Origin of the sequence: Rhodopseudomonas sp. AAP120, from assembly GCF_001295845.1 — a bacterium.
Taxonomy (GTDB): Bacteria; Pseudomonadota; Alphaproteobacteria; order Rhizobiales; family Xanthobacteraceae; genus Rhodopseudomonas.
Window position 1 is genome coordinate 50,927 of record NZ_LJIC01000043.1, and the last position, 19,584, is coordinate 70,510.

Below are 19,584 nucleotides of genomic sequence, written 5' to 3' on the forward strand. Positions count from 1 at the left end.
AGAATTGAATGGTATTGCGTTAGTTGCCGTTAACCATAAGCGGCGCATCGAACTTGTTAGTTGGTGGTGCGCCGCAAGCCTTTCACCACGTGGCGCGGCCGGCCTTGGCCCGCCAGCCATGTCGTCAGCGCTGTTCGGCCTCACATGCACAGATGCCCGGGGCCAGCCCGGGCATCACGATCAGATTGATGAACGTCCGTGTGGACTCGTCGCAGTTACGCCGCCCGCACCTCGCGCAGGAACGCCTCGACCTGAGACTTGAGCGTTTCGCCGGTGTGCGACAGCTCGGTCGCAGAGTCGACGACCTGGGCGGCGGCGACGCCGGTTTCGCGCGCGGCGTCGCTGACATGCACGATGTTGCTCGACACTTCGGTGGTCGAGCGTGCGGCCTCGGCGACGTTGTGGGCGATCTCGCGCGTCGCTGTGCCCTGCTCGCGCACGGCGCTGGCGATCGCCGTGGCGATCTCGTTGACGCGGCTGATGATGGTGGTGATGCCCTCGATCGCTGTGACCGAACTCTGCGTCGCGACCTGGATCGCGCCGACCTGCGACGAGATCTCCTCGGTCGCCTTCGAGGTCTGTTCCGCGAGCGCCTTGACCTCGGCGGCGACCACCGCGAAGCCGCGGCCGGCTTCGCCCGCGCGGGCCGCTTCGATCGTCGCATTGAGCGCCAGCAGATTGGTCTGCGAAGCGATGTCGCTAATCAGTGTCACCACCTCGCCGATCTTCTGCGCCGCTTCGGCGAGGCCCTTCACTTCTTCATTGGTACGGCTGGCCTGCCCGGCGGCTTCGCTCGCGACCTGCGCGGACTGATCGACATGCTTGCCGATCTCGGCGATCGAAGCGTCGAGTTCCTCGACCGCGGCGGCGACCGCTTGCGCGTTCGAGGTAGCCTCTGAAGATGCACTGGTGGCGGCGCTGATGCGTCGCTCGGATTCGGTGGCGGTGCCGGCCATGGAATCCGCAGTGCAGCGCAGTTCCGTTGCGGCCGAGCCGACCAGTTGCACCGCGGTGCCGACTCTGGCTTCGAACCGCGCCGCGAGTTCGAGCATCGTGTTGCGGCGCTCGCTCTCATGCGCGATGCGCTGCTCGTCCTGTGCCGCACGCAGCCGCTCGGTTTCGATCAGGCTCTCCTTGAAGACTTCGACCGTGCGCGCCATCGAGCCGACTTCGTCGCGGCGGTTGCAGCCGGGGACCTCGACGGCGTGGCGCCCCTGGCTGATCTCCCGCATCGCGCCTTCGAGCGCCTGGATCGGCTTGGCCATGCCGCGGCCCAGCCAGACCGCAATCGCCGCCGCCGCGAGCGCTGCGCACAGCGTCGCCAGCGCCAACCACTCCATCGCGCTGTCGGTGAGCGCCGCATAGGCGCTGGCGTCCCGCACGATTTGCATCACCGCGACAGGCGCGCCAGAGTAGTTCTTGATCTGCCCGAACGACACGCCGGTCGCCGTGCCGCCATCGTCGCTTTTGCGGATCACCAGTTCGCCGGCCATCGCGCGACGAACCGCATCGGCATCGGGCACCAAGCCCGGAATCGACGAGGCGATGACGTTGATCTTGTCTCCAACGGGCTGCAGGATCGCAACATCGACACCGAACCGAGACTTCATCCGCGCGACGAAATTGGCACCGAAGGGCGAGCCGACGTCCATTGTCCCGATCAGGCCCTTGGCATCGACGATCGGCGCAGTGCCGAACACCGTGAGATTGTCGCGGCCGGGCTCGATTCCGCCCTCCGCACGCGCCTTCGACAGCGCCTCGACCACCATCTTGCGCCGGCCCGAAACGTCATCGCCGAAGGCGTCCGGCTTGTGGACCCGGGCAAACGTCACCGATGGCGGAACCTGGATGGTGATCAGATCGAGCCCGCGCGGCGCCAGCTTGCCGTGCGCCTCTTTCATCAGAGCGACGGTGGCGTCACGATTGCCGGCGCGCACCGCCTCCTTGACCGTCTGCATCGCCGCAAGGGTTTCGCTGACCGCCAGCGTCGTCCGGGTCTCGGCCTCGATCGCACCGACCAGATTGGCGTAGTCGCTGCGCAGCTCCCGCTCCAGCGCCACGTCGATGGTCGCCTGCTGGCGCCAGAAACTGAATCCGGCCAGCATCGCACACGAACCGATCGCCACCAGCGTGATCGCCACGATCATGCGTGCCGAAATCGACTTCAGCATCGATGAGTCCCCTATCTGCTTGCACGCCGCATACTCGCGCGGCCACACCCAACCATCAGAGGTAAACGTGTAGTTGCAGAGAAAGAACAGAATGTTAACGACGGGAACCGATCTCGATATACACGAAATCCGACACAGCGCCGGCAGTAAGGTTGATCGGTTAGGTTAAGACGGCAATTTCGTTGACCCCCGCGGCCCAGATGCTCAATTGGCCGCATGATGAAGGACGACGACTACGAACTCGACTCCTCCGGCAACAGGGTGCTGATCGGCCTCACGTCAGAAGAAACGGCCGAGTTCTTCCGGCTGGACGAGATCATCAGCAAGAGCGGACCGCCGCCGGCGATCGAGGACGATTGGTACCGGCCGGAAGACCGCCGCTGGCTCGAACTCTACGAAAAGCACGAATCCGCCCGCCGCCCGTTCCTCAAGAGCAGCAAGACGATGCATTGAGCCGGCGCTCCGGCATTCCGCCGGGCCCGGCCGCAATCACCACGCGTAGCGCAGCACGCCCTTGCCGGCGTAGCTGCGGGTGACCTCGGAGAATTCGCCCTCGAAGCTGGCGCCGACCGAGAAACCGTTGAGCCAGTTGATGTCCGCCGACACCGTGGTGAGCGCGGCGTCGGCCGCCGGGCGGGCACCGCCCACCACGAAGCTGGCGCCCGGCAGCGCCTGGAAGGTCGCCGTGACCGAGCGATCGATGTCGAACTCGTGCGCCCAGGCGGCGCGGCCGCGCAGCGTCAGCAATGCACCGTCCAACGCGAACGATTTGTCGCCGCGCAGGCCGAGTTCGCTGCGCGTCGACGTCGCGGTTCGGGCATCGTAGCCGAGCGCGAACACGCCGCTGCCGCTCACCGCCTGCTCCGCATAGGCCGGCAAATCGAACGCCGTGACCTGCGCGGCGGCGTAGGGCGTCAGGCCGACGCCGCCGATCACCGGCGCAACCCAGCGATGACCGGCTTCCACCCGTGCCGAGTAGGCATTGGCGTTGAAGCTGGCGCGCAGCTGATTGAAGCCGCCGATGCCGATAGTCCGCTCGGTCGTGATGTCCTGCCAGCCGTAAGCCGCCGCTGCCGTGAGATAGCTGGCGCCGATGCGATGGCGGATGAAGCCGCCGACCTGCATCAGATCCGAGCGCCCCGACCCCAGCCCGTTGGCGAGGCCGAATTGCGTGGCGCCACCGGCCATCGCCAAGCCGGCCACCGTCTGCGGCGACAGCCAGTAATCCGCGCCCGCGGCGATGCCGGCGAGTCGGCTGGTCGCCGTGGCCGAACCGAGTGTGGCATTGCCGTCTGTCGTCTGCGAGCCGCCGAAGCCGGCGCCCCACGTCACCCAGCGCGGTTCGAACGACGGCAGCGCGCCGGCCTTGCCGATCATCGCATGCGCATCACGAACACCGGCGGGCTGCGCTGCGTCGACGAACGCCATTGGTGCCGACGTTGCGTCCGGCGCGCCGCGGCCGTTGCTGAATGGATCGGTCAGCACGCCCATGAACAGGTCCATCGCGGTGAAGGTCGATTGCTGCGCGCCGGTCGGCGTCTCCCCGGAAGCGATGCTGAGCCCTGCCGGCGTCAGCGCGCCGAAGACGATCGGGATGCTGCCCGTGCGTACGAAGTAATTGCTCAGCGCGTTGGCGACCTGAGTCTGATTGCCGTTCAGGCCGCTGTTGATCACCGGCGGTGTAGGTCCGGGCGGGGTCGGCGGCGTGTAGTCCAGCACCAGATTGAGGTAGGCGTTGTTGGCGTCGTAGCCGAGGCTCGACTTGAAGCCGGACGGCAGGTTGGTGTTCACCAGCGAGCCGAACGTGCCGACCACGCCGCCGGTCGCATTGACGATGGTATATTGTCGGTCGACATAGCCACCGCTGGCGAACGACGCGTTCACCGTCGCACCACCGAGTGTCGCCGTGCCGCTGACATTGACGCGGTCCGCATTGGTCGGCGACACTTCGACCATGTAGCTCGACGCCGCCGTGAAGGTCAGGTTGCCGCTGACGTTGAGCGTGCCGATCGAATTGCCCGGCGCCAGCGCGCCGCCGTTGATCAGCGTGGTGCCGACCGTGCCGTTGCCGCCGAGCGCCGCGCCGGCATTCACCGTGGTCAGCGACGACGACGCGATCGAGCCGTTGACGCTGAGCGAGCCGGCCTCGACCGTGGTCCCGCCCGTGTAGCTGCTGATTCCGGCGAGCGACAGATTGCCGGCGCCGCGCTTGATCACTTGGCCGCTGCCCGAAACAACGCCGCCGAAGCTTGTCGCGTCGGAGCGATTGAACGCCAACGTCGCGCTGTTGCTGATATTGCCGGCCAGCGAACCCGAGGTGCCGCCGTCGCCGATCTGCAGGGTGCCGGCGGAGATCGTGGTGCCACCGGTATAGGTGCTGGCGCCGGTCAGGCTCAGCGTGCCGGCGCCGAGCTTGGTGAGATTGCCGCTGCCGGAGATGACGCCGCCGAAGCCGATCGCATCGGAGCGATTGAACGCCAAAGTCCCCCGGTTGTCGACATTGCCGACGATGGAGCCCGACGTGCCGCCGTTGCCGATCTGCAGCGTGCCGTTGGAAACCCGCGTTCCCCCGGTGTAGGTGTTCGCTCCGGTCAAAGTGAAAGTGCCGTTGCCGTTGCTGAAGACCCGCAACTGGCCAGTACCGGAAATCGCACCGTTGAAGCTGTGGTCGTCGATGCGGGCGAATTCCAGAATGCCGTTGTTGACGACATTGCCGACGAGAGACCCCGTCGTGCCGCCGCTGCCGATCTGCAGGAACGAGCCGCTGCTGATCGTCGTACCGCCGGTGTAGGTTTGCGCACCAGCGAGCAGCAGCGCGGTGGTGCCGAGCAAGGTGACGCTGCCGGTACCCGAGATGACGCTATTCCCTAAGCCGGTCGAGTCCGAGCGTGCGAACACCAGGGCCCCATCGTTGACGATGTTCCCCACGATCGAACCGGTGGTGCCGCCATCGCCGATCTGCAGCGTCCCGGCATTGATCGTGGTGCCGCCGGTGTAGGTGTTGGTGCCGGTCAGCACCACCGTGCCGGAGCCATCCTTGGTCAGCTGGCCGGAGCCCGAGATGTTGCCGGCAACTTCCAGCGCCCCGGCGCGATCGAAGGCGAGCGTGGCATTGTTGACGATGTCGCCGGTGATCGAGCCGGTCGTACCACCGTCGCCGATCTGCAGTGTGCCGGCGGAGATCGTCGTCCCGCCTGTGTAGATGCTGTTTCCCGTCAAAGTCAGCGTGCCGGAGCCCACCTTGCCGAGCACAAGCGGCGCGTCGCCGTCACGCAGCACCCCGGAAAATGTGGTGGATGTCCCCAAGGTACCGACATTCACGGTTTGAACAGTCCCGGTCGTGCCCCGAAACGCGGCGACCGTGCCGTCGCCCGAGAGAGCACCTATGTCGACATGCCCTATGTCCGTGCGCAGATACAGAATTCCATTGTTTACGATCTGCGCGGTTCCTCCGGATGCATTCTCGCTAAACAGCATCACGCCGCCGGAAGTCACCTCGATCGTCGCGTTGCCGGCGGTGCTCGTGCCGCGGAAGTCGATTTGCGCCCCTCCGGAACCCACGACGAAATTCTGTGCGACGCTCGTATTGTTGACGATGCCAGCGCCGTAGAAATTCAAGTCGCTGCTGGCCCCCAGTGAAATCGTGTAGGACGGCGCTCCCGCATTGAAGGTGAAGCCCGCCGCACTGTAGGAACCGGAAATGGCCACCGCCGCCGGAGCGCCGTTATTCGTAAACACCGCGGTGGCCGAGGCGTCCGGCACAGCGGCCGGACCGCTCCAGTTGGCGGCCGTGCCGTAATCCGAACTGGTGCCGCCGACCCAGACCTGCTGGGCGGCTGCCGGGAACGCAACCGCGACCAGAGCGGTGCAAGCCAGCAAGGACGAAAGCACGCGTCGGCGGCACACGATGTGAGTCCGACACGTCGCGACCCGCGACAACGGCCCGCTACAAAATTTCTGGTTCTGCACGCCCACGCCCCATCACCTCGCAGATCACGAATGACCTGTTTCAGGAATCAACCTAAAGGTTCATGATTGGGATGAACAATTGCGTCTGCGAATAGCAACCATCGACCACGCGAATAATGGAACCGCATCGCCGCTGCAGAAGGAATGAGCGCCCGGATTCACACAAGCTGCGGAGTAGCTTCGCGATCTGTTCGTCGTGAGCAGTGATGCTGCCACTTCCGCTGCGACCCTTCACCCCATCAACAACAAAAACGGTGCCAAATGGGGACGATCAATCTGCGCAAGGTCGATCTCAATCTGCTGATTGTATTCGACGCGGTCTATTCGACCGGCAACATCAGTCACGCCGCGCGGCAGTTGGCGCTGAGCCAGCCCGCAGTATCGAACGCGTTGACGCGGCTGCGCGAGCATCTCGACGATCCGTTGTTCGTGCGCTCCGGACGCGGCGTCGAGCCGACGCTGCGGTCGCAGCAGATGATCGAACCCTTACGTGAGGCGCTCCGCCTGATTCGCCAGCAGTTCGACGGCGAGCGCAGGCTCGAGCTCGGCTCCTACAAGCGCACCTTCCGGATCGTCATCGCCGACATGCTCGAGGGGCTGCTGATGCCGCCGCTGCTGCGCGAGATCGCCGCCCATGCGCCGCAGATCACGATCGAGTCGCGCCCGTCGTGGAACTCGAGCGTCACCGACGATATCCTGGCCGGCACACTCGATCTGGCCTGCTACGTCTTTCCGGTCAGTGCGCCGGGTCTGGTCTTCGAGACGATCTGCCCGTGCGACTACATCGTGGTGGCGCGCCGCGGCCATCCGCAGATCGGCGCCGAGCTCGACACGGAGACCTTCCTGGCCCTCGAGCAGGTCGCGCCGATTCCGGAGCTGCGCAGCCACAGCACGATCGATCGCGACATCACCATCGGCGGCGGCGTGCGGCGGATCGCCTATATGGTTCACAAGGCATGGTCGATCCCGGCGGTTGTCGGCAGCACCGATCTGATCGGAATTCTGCCGCGACGCTTCGCCGAACTGATGGCGCCGAAATTCGGTCTGCAGATCTTCGAGTCCCCGGTGCCGATCTCGCCGCAGGATTATCATCTGATCTGGCACCAGCGAAACACCGATGACCCGGGCCACCGCTGGCTGCGCGAAGCCATGCTGAAGACGCTGCGAGCGGACGCCCGCTCCGGGCTGGTCCCGGCCGCGAGCGCGTGCTAGCGGTTCCCGCAACAACAGCGGGGAGATGGAACGCGATGATCGAGGCGGTGATCTGGGATTTTGGCGGAGTGCTCACGAGTTCGCCGTTCGAGGCGTTCGCACGCTTCGAGGCCGAGCGCGGATTGCCCGCGGACATCATCCGCCGCACCAACGCCGCCAACCACCTTGAAAACGCCTGGGCGAAATTCGAACGCGCCGAAGTCGATCTCGACGCTTTCGACGCGCTGTTCGCCGCCGAGTCGCTGGCGCTCGGCGCCGAGGTGCGCGGCAAGGACGTCATCGCGCTGTTGTTCGGCGAGCTGCGCCCCGACATGGTGGAGGCGCTGCGCCGGGTCAAGCAGACCTGCAAGACCGGCTGCATCACCAACAATCTGCCGGCGAACGCGATCGGCTCGACCTCCGGCCGCACGCTGTACGTCGCCGAAGTGATGACGCTGTTCGATCACGTCATCGAGTCCGCCAAGATCGGCCTGCGCAAGCCCGATCCGCGGATCTACCAGATGATGACCGACAAGCTCGGCGTCGATCCGAAGCGCTGCGTCTATCTCGACGACCTCGGCGTCAACCTGAAGCCGGCGCGCGAGATGGGCATGACCACCATCAAAGTCAGCAGCGCCGCGCAGGCGATCACCGACCTCGAGGCCGCGACAGGGCTGAAGCTGCGCTAAGCTTGACGCGCGGTCGGCTCGGCCCGCCGCGCGGAAAACTGAACGGCGCTCAGCCCTTCTTCGCCAACTTCTTCTCGACTGTCTTGCGGACGTTGCCGACCTTCTTGACGGCCTTCTTCACAGCCGGCGCCGAACGGCCCGTCTTCTTGGCTTCGTAGCGGACTTCGTAGTCCTGCCCGCCGGCGACGCGCGCCCGGTCCTGCTTACGTCCGCGGGCGGTCGTGGTCTTGGTGGTCTTCTTCGCAGCCATCCTGTCCTCCTGATGTTGCCGACGAAGCAACGCAGTCAGGAATCGCAGGTTCCGCAAATTCGCCTCGAGCCAGAGCGCAGGCCGGTTCAGCACAGCACTCGCCCCGTCATTGCGAGGAGCGAAGCGACGAAGCAATCCAGCCCGGTGCACTGAGCTGGATTGCTTCGCGGAGCCTGTGCCCGGACGGCGCAAAGCGCCGATCCGGGTGCTCGCAATGACGACGTGCGGATCCGATGAGTCCTACAAGCTATCCCCAAAGTCCTCGCGGAATTTGGCGACGAGGTGGTTCTGCCAGTCGGACACCGGCTTCAGCAGCCCGTAGAAGAACCGTAGCACCTGCGGCTCCTCGACGAAGGTCAGCCCGCCGATCAGCTTGCGGTTAGCGTAGAGCCAGGCGATGCGGTCGACCGCGTATTTGACCTGCGACAGCGTGAACACGCGGCGCGGCATCGCCAGCCGCACCAGCTCCATATTGGCGAAGATCTCGCTGCCGTCGGGCTCGCGCTGCTCCGACAGCGTGCCGCGCTCCATACCGCGGATGCCGGAGGCGATGTACAACGCGCTCGCCAGCGCGCCGGCAGGGTATTGCGACTGCGGAATATGATCGACGAAACGCTTGGCGTCGATGTGGCAGCCGAGGCCGCCGGCGGGGGTGATCACCGGCACGCCGCGCTCCTGCAGCTGCTCGACCATGAAGCCGATGAACATCGGCCCCTGGTTGATCATCTCCTCGTCCATGGTCTCGTCGAGGCCGACCGTCAGCGCTTCCATCTCGCGCACCGACATGCCGCCATAGGTGAGGAAGCCCTCGTAGAGCGGCACCAGCGGCCGCATCTTCTCGTACAATGCGCGGTCACGGATGCAGATGCCGCCGCCGCGGGCGCAGCCGAGCTTGCGCGCCGAGAAATAGATGATGTCGCACAGGTCCGCGGTGCGCCGCGTGATCTCGCGGATCGACAGGCTCTTGCAGTGGTCCTCGCGCGTCTTGTTGAAGTACAGATTGTCGGCCAGCAGGCTGGCGTCGAGCACCAGCGGGATGCCGTGCTCCTTGCAGACATTGCTGACGTCGGCGAGGTTGGCAAGCGACACCGGCTGACCGCCGATCAGATTGGTGCCGCTCTCCATCCGGACGAAGGCGATGTTGTCCGCGCCATGTTGGGCGATCGCCGCGCGCAGCTTGGCGATATCCATGTTGCCCTTGAAAGGATTGGCGCTGACCACTTCCAACCCGGCGTCGGTCACCAGTTCTTCGACCGTGCCGCCCTGCAGCGTGATGTGCGCCTTGGTGGTGGTGAAGTGATAGTTCATCGGCACCACCTTGCCGGGCGAGACGAACACCTTGGCGAGGATATGCTCGCAGGCGCGGCCCTGATGCGTCGGCAGGAAGTAGTTCATGCCGAAGATCTCGCGCAGCTTGGTCTCCAGCCGGGTGTAGGTGGCGCTGCCGGCGTAAGAGTCGTCGGCGACCAGCATCGCCGCCTGCTGTCGGTCGCTCATGGCGTTGACGCCGCTGTCTGTCAGCATGTCGAGGAAGACGTCGTCGTTCTTCAGCAGGAAGGTGTTGTTGCCGGCCTCGGTGATCTTCTCCAGCCGGCGCTCGACCGGCGGCAGGCTGAGCTTCTGCACGATCCGCACCTTGTGCATCTCGAGCGGCACCGTCTCGTTGCCGTAGAACTTCACCGTCGCCATGTCGCCAACTCCCCAGCAAACCCGCACTTCGCGGCGGCTCGGGCTTTACCGGCAGGCCGCCCGGTCGGAATTGCGCCCGATCAAACGGGTGAAGGCGGCCCGTTCGAGCCGGTGCTCGGCCACCGCAGGCGAAACAAATCCCTACCGCGACGAAACCAAATTGGGGGGTCGACGAAAACCTCCTGAAACCGGTCGCGCGCTACTGATAGCGCCAACAAGCAGCCGACAAGGCGCTGGCGATCAGAACAGGCGTACAGACCAGGGAGTCACAGATGACCCATTTCAGGCTTGCCGGACGTGCCGCCGCCATGGCGACCGTCGCGATCGTGGCCCTTGCCGCCGGTCCGGCGAATGCCACCCAGCCGCTGCCCTTCCCGTTCCTGCCCTTCCTGCCGCAGCCGGCCGCGATGCAGCCGATGGCCTATGCGCCGACCGAGCCGAGCATGCCGTCGGTTCAGACCGCGCCGCAGGACGATGACGGCTCGCCCGCCGCCGAACTGCCGGCCCGGCTGAAGCGCCAGATCGTCAGCTACGCCACCCGAGAGGCGCCCGGCACCATCATCATTGATACGCCGAACACCTATCTCTACTACGTGCTCGGCAACGGCCGTGCGGTCCGCTACGGCATCGGCGTCGGCCGCGACGGCTTCACCTGGTCGGGCACCCAATCGATCACCAAGAAGGCGGAGTGGCCGGATTGGACGCCGCCGCCGGAAATGATCGCCCGCCAGCCCTATCTGCCGCGGCGCATGGCCGGCGGCCCCGGTAATCCGCTCGGCGCCCGCGCGATGTATCTGGGTGGGACGATCTATCGCATCCACGGCACCAACGCGCCGTCGACCATCGGCACGCACGTCTCGTCCGGCTGTATCCGGCTGACCAATGACGACGTCAGCGACCTGTACTCCCGTGTCAGCGTCGGCGCCAAGGTGATCGTGCTGCCCGACTCGCGCCGGGCCGACAACGGCGGCGGCCGCCGCGGTTAGCAGGCGAAGCAACTCGGTGAACGCGATTGGCGCGGCGACCCGCGCCAATCTTTTTCGTGTCGTGACGTTGCCGCAGTGTCCCTTGTGACACGGCGGCGGCGGCGCGGTGGCTACATTGCCGCGTTTTCATGAACCAGCAGCGGCTGGCAGACCGCTCCTGCTGGCGCCTCGGGGCGCAGCCCTGTATGGTCCGGCCGTTTCGGACCGGGGATTAAATGCGTTTCAAGACTATCCTGATTGGCCTCGCGATCATTGCGATCTCGTTCGGAGTCACGCTGAAGGCGTTCGACTGGCTGACGCCGCGCGCGATCAGTCCGCCGACCCTGCAGGCGCTGCCGCCATTGCCGCCGATTCGTCAGTCCTCGGTCGTGGTCCCGGTCTCGGTGCCGCTGACGGCGATCCGCGATCTCGTCGATCGGACCGCCCCGCGCACCTTCGGCGGCAAGGCGGACAATCCAGTACCGCAGCTCGTACAGAACGCCGACATCTCCTGGAGCGTCGCGCGCGGCGCCGTCGCCGTGAAGGGCGCGGCCGAGCAGGTCACGGTCACCGCCCCGCTCACAGGTACGATGTCAGCCAAGGGCTCGCTCTCGGCCAGCACCCAGAACAAGGTCGGCGATACACTCGGCAAGCTGTTCGGCGACAAGATCGCCAAGCAGGTCGGCGTCAACATCAAGTCGCTCAGCGCCAGCGGCGATATCAAGGGCATGATCGCCATCACGGCGCGCCCAAAGGTTCTGCCGGACTGGCACGTCGATCCCAATCTCAGCGCGCAGGTGCTGTTGTCCGACTCCAATGTCGCGGTGGCCGGAGCGCGGATCAACGTTCCGGCGCAGGTCAAGCCGGTGATCGACAAGGCCGTCAACGAACAGGTCGCGCAGCTGCAGCAGACCATCCGCAACGACGGCGCGCTGGAGCGTAGTGCGCGGCGCGAATGGGCGCGGATCTGCCGCTCGATCCCGCTGCAAGGCGCCGGCGTGCCGAACGGCTTCTGGCTGGAACTGCGACCGACCCGCGCGCTCGCAGCGCAGCCGCAGATCGACGCCGCGACTGTGGCCCTGACGCTCGGCATCGTCGCCGACAGCCGTATCACCACAGCGCCGACCAAGCCGGAATGCCCTTTCCCGGCGGCGCTGGAAATGATCGCGCCGAACAGCACCGGCGTGAAGGTCGCGGTGCCGATCGACATTCCGTTTCAGGAGCTCAGCCGGGTGATCGAGCCGCAATTCGTCGGCCGAACCTTCCCGGAGAACGGCGGCTCGGCGGCCGTCACCGTGAAGCGCGTCAACGTCGCGGCGAGCGGCGACCGGCTGCTGGTGTCGATGCTGGTCGATGCGAAGGAAAGCAAAGGCCTGTTCGGCATGTTCGGCGGCGAAGCGACGCTGCACATCTGGGGCCGCCCGGTGCTCAATCAGGAAGATCAGACGTTGCGACTCGCCGACGTCCAGCTTGCGGTGGAATCCGAGGCAGCGTTCGGCCTGCTCGGCGAAGCGGCCCGCGCGGCGGTGCCGTATCTGCAGAAAGCCATCACCGAGCGCGCGGTGTTCGATCTGAAACCGGAATCCTCCAACGTGCAGCGGCGGATCGGCGCGGTGATCGCGAGCTACCAGCGCAACGAAGACGGCCTGCGGATCTCCTCGGAGATCTCCAGCCTGCGGCTGACCGACGTCGCTTTCGACTCCTCGATGCTCCGTGTCACCGCTGAAGCCAACGGCATCCTCGAAGTGACGATTACCAAGCTGAAAAGTCCTTGAGCTCAGCACCCTCGACACGCACGAAAGCCGGGTGACCGAAGTCACCCGGCTCGTACGCGATCCGATAGCTTGCGGACGACGGATCGTCCGCAGGCTCGGATCAAACGCTCAGCTTACGAGCGGCCGTACTTGAATTCCGGCATCGCCTTCAGCTCGTCCTTGGTGGCGTTGAACACAGCGTGATCCGGATACATCCGCTCCGCGGTGCTGTTTGCGTTGTTGGTGGTGGTCGTCGTGGTGGTCGCGGTCGAGCCGGTCGTGGTGGTCGACGCCGAGCCCGCCGGAGCGTTCGCCGCGGTGTTCGACTGGACCGGGGTATCGACGAATTTGATCTTGTCGAACGCTACCGCGACGTCACGCTGGCCGACGCCGAGGAAGCCGCCGACGCCGATCACGACGGCGTGGACCTTACCGGACTTGTCGAGCAGGACTTCGGAAATGTCGCCGAGCTTCTCGTTGGCCTGGTTGTAGACGTTGAGGCCGACCATCTTCGAAGCGCGCCACTCACCGGCATTCGACATCGAGCTCGCGGCAGGCGCCGCGGTGGTCTTCGACATCGAGTTATCGGTGGCGGCCGGCGACTGGGCGAAAGCAGCGGTCGCGATCAGGGTGGAGCCGAGCAGGCCGGCGAGAACGGTGCTGGTCTTCTTCATGTGGTGGTGCCCTCCGTGGCTTGTGAATGGTCCCCAAAGAACGGACATCACCGCGACCAGTTCCGGCAATGGATCGCTTTATTGACGTCAACTACGCACCAAAACGTCACAGCGTCGGCGCTCGGTCCGGCAGCGTTCGCAAGCGCGACAGGGCACCGCCAACAAAGCGCGCGAACACCGCAGCAAGAAAAACCCCGCTCCGTTGCCGAAGCGGGGTTTGCAGTTCCAGACGGCGTCACACGTCAGGTTCTGTAGTCCACGAGCAGAGCGGAGAACGATGCGGCGTTGGTCGTTGTTCCGGTGGAACCGTACGAATTCGCGGACGACGACTGGGTCTGCTGCAGCAGCTCGAGGAACTGCTTGACCAGATCGTCGACGCTTCCACTTCCATCCGACGACGAGGCCGACGAACTGGAGCTGGTGCTGGCGTCCGCCGCGCCGGCGGCGTCCGGTGGCGGGCCGCCGGGGCCACCCGGCCCCTGCCCGAAGGCCTGCGCGAAAACGTTCTTCAGCTTCTCGGCCTGATCCGTCGTCAGGGTGCCGTTCGACACTTCCTTGGAGATCAGATCATCGATCTTCGACTTCATGTCGCCGGGCGTCTGCGTGCCACCCGTATCGGCAGGGCTGCCGCTCTGCAGCGCCGAATCGATGTCCTTCAGCGCGGTCGACATCGACGACGCGTCGGACGAACTGATCTGACCGGCGGTTAGTTCAGCAGCGAGCTCCTTCTGCAGTTGCTGAAGCGGTGAAAGATAGCTGCTGGTTGAAGCCGAGGAGATGGCGGTCATGTGAAGCCCCGAGCGCTTTGATCCCGCGCCACGTTATGGTTAATGAGATTAACGAGATGTTCCCGGCATCCGCGGCTTCGTTTCCACCGATGACAAAGCCCGGCATGGAAATATCCTGAAACAAAAAACCTTCCCCGCCCGCTTCGAAAGTGTCGGACAACGGCGCCATGACTCAAGCCCCTCCCCATGTCCTCGTCGTCGAGGACGACCGCGAAACGCGCGCGCTGATCGCCAAGTATCTGCGCGCCAATGACTGTCACGTCATCACCGCGCAGGACGGCCGCGAGATGGACGGCCGGCTCGCCGACCAGCGCGTCGACCTCGTCGTGCTGGACGTGATGCTGCCCGGCGAAGACGGCCTCAGCCTGTGCCGCCGGCTGCGGACCGGCTCGCATCTGCCCATCATCATGCTGACGGCACGCGGCGACGACGTCGACCGCATCCTGGGCCTCGAAATGGGCGCCGACGATTACCTCGCCAAGCCTTTCAATCCGCGCGAACTGTTGGCGCGGATCCGCTCGGTGCTGCGGCGGCAGGCGTTCGCCCACGCCGCCAGCGCGGTCCACGGCGCCAGCGCGATGAGTTTCCTCGGCTGGCGCATCGATTTCCGGCTGCGCGAACTACGCAATCCTGACGGCGCCCTGGTGGCGATGACCAGTGCGGAATTCGACCTGCTGCAGGCGTTCTGCGAGCGGCCCGGCCGGGTGCTGTCGCGCGAGGCACTGCTCGACCTCACCCACGGCCGCAATGCGGGGTCGTTCGAACGCTCGATCGACGTGCTGGTCAGCCGGATCCGACGCAAGATCGAGCCCGATCCGCAGAACATCACGATCATCAAGACGGTGCGCTCGGGCGGCTACACGTTCACGCCGACCGTCGAGCCGGTCTGAGCATAGCCGGGGCCTCATCGTGATCAACAGGCTGCTCGCCGGCGTGCGCATCAACGGGCTACGCGGTCAGATCGCGATGCTGGTGCTGCTGTCGCTGATCGGCACGCAGGCGCTGATCGCCGCGACCTTCCTGCTGCGCGGCCCCAGCCAGTTCGGCCCGAACGAACATCAGCGCCGGCAGTTCGAACTGTCGGTGCTGCTGATCGCGACGACGCCGGCCGAACAGCGGCCGCTGCTGGTGAAGCAAATCGATGCCGCCTTCCCTCACCTCGAGATGAGCCTGCGCGACGCCGCCGCCGTTCCGCCGCGCTCCGCCCACACCCCGCACGCGCTGAACGAAGTCGCGCGCGAACTCGGGCCGCTGGCACGCGTATTCGCAGTCGAAGAACCGCGCGGCCAGCCCAAGGCGGCGATCGGCCTGCCGGACGGTGCGACCATCGTGGCGGCGATCCCGGAGCGGCGCAGCCGGCCGCCATTCTGGGGCGGGCCGTGGATGACGGCGCTGGTCGGCGTCGTCGTCAGCTTGGCGATCTTCGCACTGTGGGCCGATCGCGCGCTGTCGACGCCGCTGTCGGAGTTCGCCAGGTCCGCCGAGAACTTCAAGCTCGACGGCGGCGACGACCCGCTGCCGGAGAGCGGCCCGGACGAGATTCGAGCTTTGGCCCGCGCGCTCAACCGCTCGCGCAGCCGGATCACCGCACTGATCGACGACCGCACCCGAACGCTGGCTGCGATCGGCCACGACCTCCGCACGCCGATCACGCGACTGCGGCTACGCAGCGAATTCATCGAGGACGCCACGCAGCGCGAACACATGCTGCGCGATCTCGATCAGATGCGCTCGATGCTCGACGCCGTGCTGTCGTTTCTGCGTGACGGTCACAACCGAGAGGCGAAGACGAGGATCGATCTTGCCAGCGCGCTGCACTCCATCGCCGATCAGTTCGCCGACCTCGGCCATTGCGTCTGCTATCAGGGGCCCGAACACGCCGAAGCGCTGGCGCGTCCGGACGATCTGCACCGCGCCGTCACCAACCTGATCGACAACGCGGTGCGCTACGGCAAACAGACGATCGTGCGGCTCGACGCCTCGCCGCAGCGTCTGGTCATCGAGGTCGAGGACGACGGCCCCGGCATTCCCGACACCCGCAAGGCGCGCGTGATCGAGCCGTTCGTGCGCGGCGACGATGCCCGCAACATGAACGAGGCCTCGGGTTTCGGATTGGGCCTGTCGATCGCGCGTGCAATCGCGCAGAGCCACGGCGGTGAGCTGTCGCTGCACGACCGCGCGCCGCATGGGCTGATCGTACGGATGACGCTGCCGCGATCGGGCGCCACGACGAACGAGTCCGCGTAGGCGCTCAGCGGCCTGGGGCAACCTTCGGCTCGGCGCTATGAGCGGCGCCCGGCTTGCGCAGGTGGATGGTCGCAACGTCGTCGCTGTACACCTTCTGCCAGCCGTCGACGTGGTCGAGCAGCTTGGTCGCTGCGTCCTCGGTGCGCAGCAGCGTGGCGTCGATCTTGTACTCGTCGAGCAACCGGAACAGCGTCTCCGGCGGCCGCAGCCGCACCGCGGCGTGCTGGTCGACGACGAAGCGCTCGCCGTAGAGTTCGGTGCGGCCGTCGATGAACGGCGGGACGCCGCTGGCGATCAGGTAACCGCCGAAATCATAGTCGTTGAACACCCGCTGCACGCCGAGTGGCTTCAGCGCGGCGAGGGCCGCCTCCGGCGCGTTGCTCTGCGGCGGAGCGTACCGATGCAGCGCTCCGAGCGCCGCCGTGCCGACGATCGCCAGCGCCAGCGTGGCTGCGACCATGCCCCGCGCGCCCGGGGCCGCCGGCGCCGTCTCCCGTCCGATCCGCTGCGCCAGCGGCGCCGCGAGGATCAGCGGCGCCAGCAGCGCCAGCACTTCGAGATTGCGGGTGGCGCTCAGCGCCATGTGCAGCAGGCCGAGCAGCATCACGATGCGCAGCGGCGGCAGCGTCACGCCGCTCCACAGCGCGAGCCCGAGGCCGACCAGCAGCGCGACTTCCAGCGGCCCGATGCGCGAGAAATTCGTCGGCGCCCATTCGCCGATCGTCGCCAGCGCCCCGCCCAGCGACAGGATGCGCTGCGACGCCAGGAGGGCGTCCCAGCCGTAGGGATTGGCGCAGCTCGCGATCAGCGCCAGCACGCCGAAGCCGATCCAGCGCAGCAGCAGCGATCGCCGCGCCGGCGCGGGCGCGGCCAGCGCCGCGTCGAGCCCGATCGGCGCGATCAGCACGAGGCCGAGCACGAAGCCGCCGTGCAGATTGGCCCACAACGCCATCAGCGGCAGCAGCACCAACGGCGGCGCCGCGCGCCGGTCTGCCGCCGCGATCAGCCCGCCGACCCAGGCGACCATCACCGGCATCGCCAGCACGTGCGGTCGCGCGAACATGTGCGGCACCATCAGCATCACTGCCGCGAGCACGAACACCAGCGTCGTGCTGTCGCGCAGCCTGGCGCCGAGCGCGCGCGCCAGCAAAGCCAGCGTCAGCGCCAGCGACGCCGCAGCCAGCACCACCGGCCCGGCCCATCCCGCGAGCGCGTAGCTCGCCGCGAGCAGCACCTGCGCCAGCCATTGCGTCGAGATCCACGGCTGCCCCGCCATGGTGAAGGAATACACGTCGACCCGCGGCACGGCGCGATGATCGATGATCCACTGCCCGACCGTGATCTGCCACAACGTATCAGGATCGAGCAGCAGCCGATTGCCGATGATCAGCAGCAACGCGTAGGCAACGATCCCGACCCACAGCGGCAGCAGGCTGCGCCCGCCGGCGAGGCCGCTCGTATCGGCAGTGAGGCTCGTCATCGGCGGCGTCCGGTCGCGGGGCGGGTTCCGGGATCAAACACGCGCCCGGATAATTTGAAGTAAAGGGCCTGCGGCAGGATCCTGGCGGCGCGGCGGAAAGCCTCGCCGAAAGGCACGTTGACACCGGGGGTGATCGGCCTACATTGGAGTCGTTCCGAGGGGGGCTCCGACGAGGAGCTGAGATACTGCAAGCTCGCCGCTTCAATCTTTTGTCGGATTGAACTGAGCGGGACCGCAGTGACCCTTTGAACCTGATCCGGGTCATGCCGGCGAAGGGACAGGGATGCATCAGAGACTTGAAGGCCGTCGCGGGGCCGAATCCGCTCATCCATCCGTTTACGCATCTGCAGAAGCAAGCTCGCCTGCGACAGAGCGCGCGCCCGCGCCTGCCCGCTCGGCCGCCGAGTTGGCCGCTGCGGCGCTGCGCAGCGAGAAGCCTGATCTGCGCAAGGACGCGCCGGCCTCGGTGATCGGCGCCGGCATTTCCGGCGCCTGGCAGGCGCTGCTGCTGGCTCGCGCCGGCCGCAAGGTCACTCTGTACGAGCGCGGCGACAGCGCGATGACGCAGGCCACCAGCCATTGGGCGGGCGGCATGCTGGCGCCGTATTGCGAGGCCGAAGGCGCCGAGCCGATGGTCGGCGAGATGGGGCTGCGCTCGCTGGAGATGTGGCGCAAGGAGTTCCCCGAGACCGCGTTCAACGGCTCGCTGGTGGTGGCGCATCCGCGCGACCGCGCCGATTTCGAACGCTTCGCCAAGATGACCACCGGGCACAAGCGGCTCGACGCCGACGGCGTCGCCGAGCTCGAGCCGGCACTCGCCGGCCGGTTCCGCGAAGGTCTGTACTTCCCCGACGAAGGCCATGTCGAGCCGCGGCTGGTGCTGGCGCAGCTGCACAAGCGGCTGATCGAAGCCGGCGGCACCATCCTGTTCGAGTCGGAGATGACGCCCGAAGACCTCGACGGTCTGGTGATCGATTGCCGCGGCATGGCCGCGCGCGACAAGGCGCCGGAGCTGCGCGGCGTCAAGGGGGAGATGGTGGTGATCAAGACCGCCGAAGTGACGCTGTCGCGCCCGGTGCGACTGATGCACCCGCGCTGGCCGCTCTACGTGATCCCGCGTGAAAACAATCACTTCATGTTAGGGGCCACCACCGTCGAGAGCGAGGACGAACTCGTCATGGTGCGCTCGGCGCTGGAGCTGCTCAGCGCCGCCTACGCGGTGCATCCGGCGTTCGGCGAGGCGCATATCGTCGAGATCGGCGCCGGCCTGCGCCCCGCCTTCCCGGACAACCTGCCGCGCATCGCCATCGGCAACCGCCGCATCGCGACCAACGGCCTCTACCGTCACGGTTTCCTGCTCGCCCCGGCGCTGGCCGAGAAGATGCTCAACTACGTCGAACGCGGCGAAATCGACAACCAGGTGATGCGATGCTTGTAACGGTGAACGGCGAACAGCGCGACGTGACTGCGACCAGCGTCGCCGCGCTGATGCAGGAACTGGAGTGCACCGCCGGCCACTACGCGGTCGCGATCAACTACGACGTCGTCCCACGCGGCAAATGGGATGAGACCGCGCTCGCCGCCGGCGACGAAATCGAAATCCTGACGCCGCGGCAGGGGGGATGAGGATGACGATGATCCAAGCCCTGCACCGCGCCGCCCAATCTCCCCTCCCCCTTGCGGGGAGGGGTCGGGGGTGGGGGTCCCCAGGCACAGA

Annotated in this window: 17 protein-coding genes and 1 riboswitch; of the genes, 9 read left to right on the plus strand and 8 right to left on the minus strand. The window is 66.4% G+C overall.

The genetic code is table 11. From position 1 onward, the window contains the following. Nucleotides 1-215: 215 nt before the first annotated feature. Entirely contained in the window at nt 216-2,171 is a 1,956-nt protein-coding gene (locus tag IP86_RS07850) for a methyl-accepting chemotaxis protein (protein ID WP_054161958.1), read from the minus strand. 216 nt (nt 2,172-2,387) lie between these two features. Between IP86_RS07850 and IP86_RS07855 the strand changes: the two genes are divergently transcribed. Next, on the plus strand, nt 2,388-2,624 hold the full coding sequence (locus tag IP86_RS07855; RefSeq protein ID WP_054161959.1) for a hypothetical protein: 237 nt from the start codon (nt 2,388-2,390) through the stop codon (nt 2,622-2,624). Between the two features lie 36 nt (nt 2,625-2,660). Here the strand turns inward: IP86_RS07855 and IP86_RS07860 are convergent, their stop codons facing one another. After that, nucleotides 2,661-6,077, minus strand: coding sequence for an autotransporter outer membrane beta-barrel domain-containing protein (locus IP86_RS07860; RefSeq protein ID WP_245290565.1), 3,417 nt, complete (start codon nt 6,075-6,077; stop codon nt 2,661-2,663). Between the two features lie 324 nt (nt 6,078-6,401). Here IP86_RS07860 and IP86_RS07865 point away from each other — a divergent pair, with 324 nt between their 5' ends. Next, nucleotides 6,402-7,352: a LysR family transcriptional regulator gene (locus IP86_RS07865; protein WP_054161961.1), complete on the plus strand. Its 951-nt coding sequence runs from the start codon at nt 6,402-6,404 to the stop codon at nt 7,350-7,352. A gap of 35 nt (nt 7,353-7,387) precedes the next feature. Continuing rightward, entirely contained in the window at nt 7,388-8,020 is a 633-nt protein-coding gene (locus IP86_RS07870) for an HAD-IA family hydrolase (RefSeq protein ID WP_054161962.1), read from the plus strand. Nucleotides 8,021-8,069: 49 nt separating this feature from the next. Here the strand turns inward: IP86_RS07870 and IP86_RS07875 are convergent, their stop codons facing one another. Both IP86_RS07875 and IP86_RS07880 read right to left on the minus strand, forming a co-directional pair. Beyond that, nucleotides 8,070-8,270 (minus strand): DUF3606 domain-containing protein, encoded by a 201-nt coding sequence (locus tag IP86_RS07875; RefSeq protein ID WP_054161963.1) that lies wholly within the window; start codon nt 8,268-8,270, stop codon nt 8,070-8,072. Nucleotides 8,271-8,510: 240 nt separating this feature from the next. Continuing rightward, on the minus strand, nt 8,511-9,959 hold the full coding sequence (locus IP86_RS07880; RefSeq protein ID WP_054161964.1) for a tryptophanase: 1,449 nt from the start codon (nt 9,957-9,959) through the stop codon (nt 8,511-8,513). A gap of 272 nt (nt 9,960-10,231) precedes the next feature. Between IP86_RS07880 and IP86_RS07885 the strand changes: the two genes are divergently transcribed. Together IP86_RS07885 and IP86_RS07890 are read left to right on the plus strand one after the other, a co-directional pair. Next, a complete protein-coding gene (locus IP86_RS07885) occupies nt 10,232-10,945 on the plus strand; it encodes a L,D-transpeptidase (protein ID WP_054161965.1) in 714 nt (237 codons plus the stop codon). Nucleotides 10,946-11,160: 215 nt separating this feature from the next. After that, the gene (locus tag IP86_RS07890; RefSeq protein WP_054161966.1) at nt 11,161-12,699 is read left to right on the plus strand and encodes a DUF4403 family protein; all 1,539 of its coding nucleotides are present in this window, start codon (nt 11,161-11,163) and stop codon (nt 12,697-12,699) included. 113 nt (nt 12,700-12,812) lie between these two features. On the opposite strand, the gene IP86_RS07895 is transcribed toward IP86_RS07890, so the two are convergent. The 3 genes from IP86_RS07895 to IP86_RS29015 all read right to left on the minus strand — a co-directional run bounded on the left by IP86_RS07895 (nt 12,813) and on the right by IP86_RS29015 (nt 14,309). Beyond that, nucleotides 12,813-13,352 (minus strand): PRC-barrel domain-containing protein, encoded by a 540-nt coding sequence (locus IP86_RS07895; protein WP_054161967.1) that lies wholly within the window; start codon nt 13,350-13,352, stop codon nt 12,813-12,815. 242 nt (nt 13,353-13,594) lie between these two features. Continuing rightward, a complete protein-coding gene (locus IP86_RS07900) occupies nt 13,595-14,023 on the minus strand; it encodes a hypothetical protein (RefSeq protein WP_349509523.1) in 429 nt (142 codons plus the stop codon). 40 nt (nt 14,024-14,063) lie between these two features. Further along, entirely contained in the window at nt 14,064-14,309 is a 246-nt protein-coding gene (locus IP86_RS29015) for a hypothetical protein (RefSeq protein WP_197279691.1), read from the minus strand. Between IP86_RS29015 and IP86_RS07905 the strand changes: the two genes are divergently transcribed. Beyond that, on the plus strand, nt 14,308-15,030 hold the full coding sequence (locus IP86_RS07905; RefSeq protein ID WP_054161976.1) for a response regulator: 723 nt from the start codon (nt 14,308-14,310) through the stop codon (nt 15,028-15,030). The two genes, IP86_RS29015 and IP86_RS07905, sit on opposite strands and share 2 nt — an antisense overlap. Before the next feature lie 76 nt (nt 15,031-15,106). Further along, a complete protein-coding gene (locus tag IP86_RS07910) occupies nt 15,107-16,387 on the plus strand; it encodes an ATP-binding protein (RefSeq protein WP_082363889.1) in 1,281 nt (426 codons plus the stop codon). Between the two features lie 4 nt (nt 16,388-16,391). Here IP86_RS07910 and IP86_RS07915 read toward each other — a convergent pair whose 3' ends face one another. Continuing rightward, entirely contained in the window at nt 16,392-17,867 is a 1,476-nt protein-coding gene (locus IP86_RS07915) for a hypothetical protein (protein WP_054161970.1), read from the minus strand. 147 nt (nt 17,868-18,014) lie between these two features. Then, nucleotides 18,015-18,162, plus strand: a riboswitch (TPP riboswitch). Here IP86_RS07915 and IP86_RS07920 point away from each other — a divergent pair. After that, nucleotides 18,151-19,305, plus strand: coding sequence for an FAD-dependent oxidoreductase (locus tag IP86_RS07920; protein WP_082363888.1), 1,155 nt, complete (start codon nt 18,151-18,153; stop codon nt 19,303-19,305). It overlaps the preceding riboswitch by 12 nt. Continuing rightward, on the plus strand, nt 19,296-19,493 hold the full coding sequence (thiS, locus tag IP86_RS07925) for a sulfur carrier protein ThiS (protein ID WP_054161971.1): 198 nt from the start codon (nt 19,296-19,298) through the stop codon (nt 19,491-19,493). The genes IP86_RS07920 and thiS overlap by 10 nt, the downstream gene beginning before the upstream one ends. Nucleotides 19,494-19,584 lie beyond the last annotated feature (91 nt).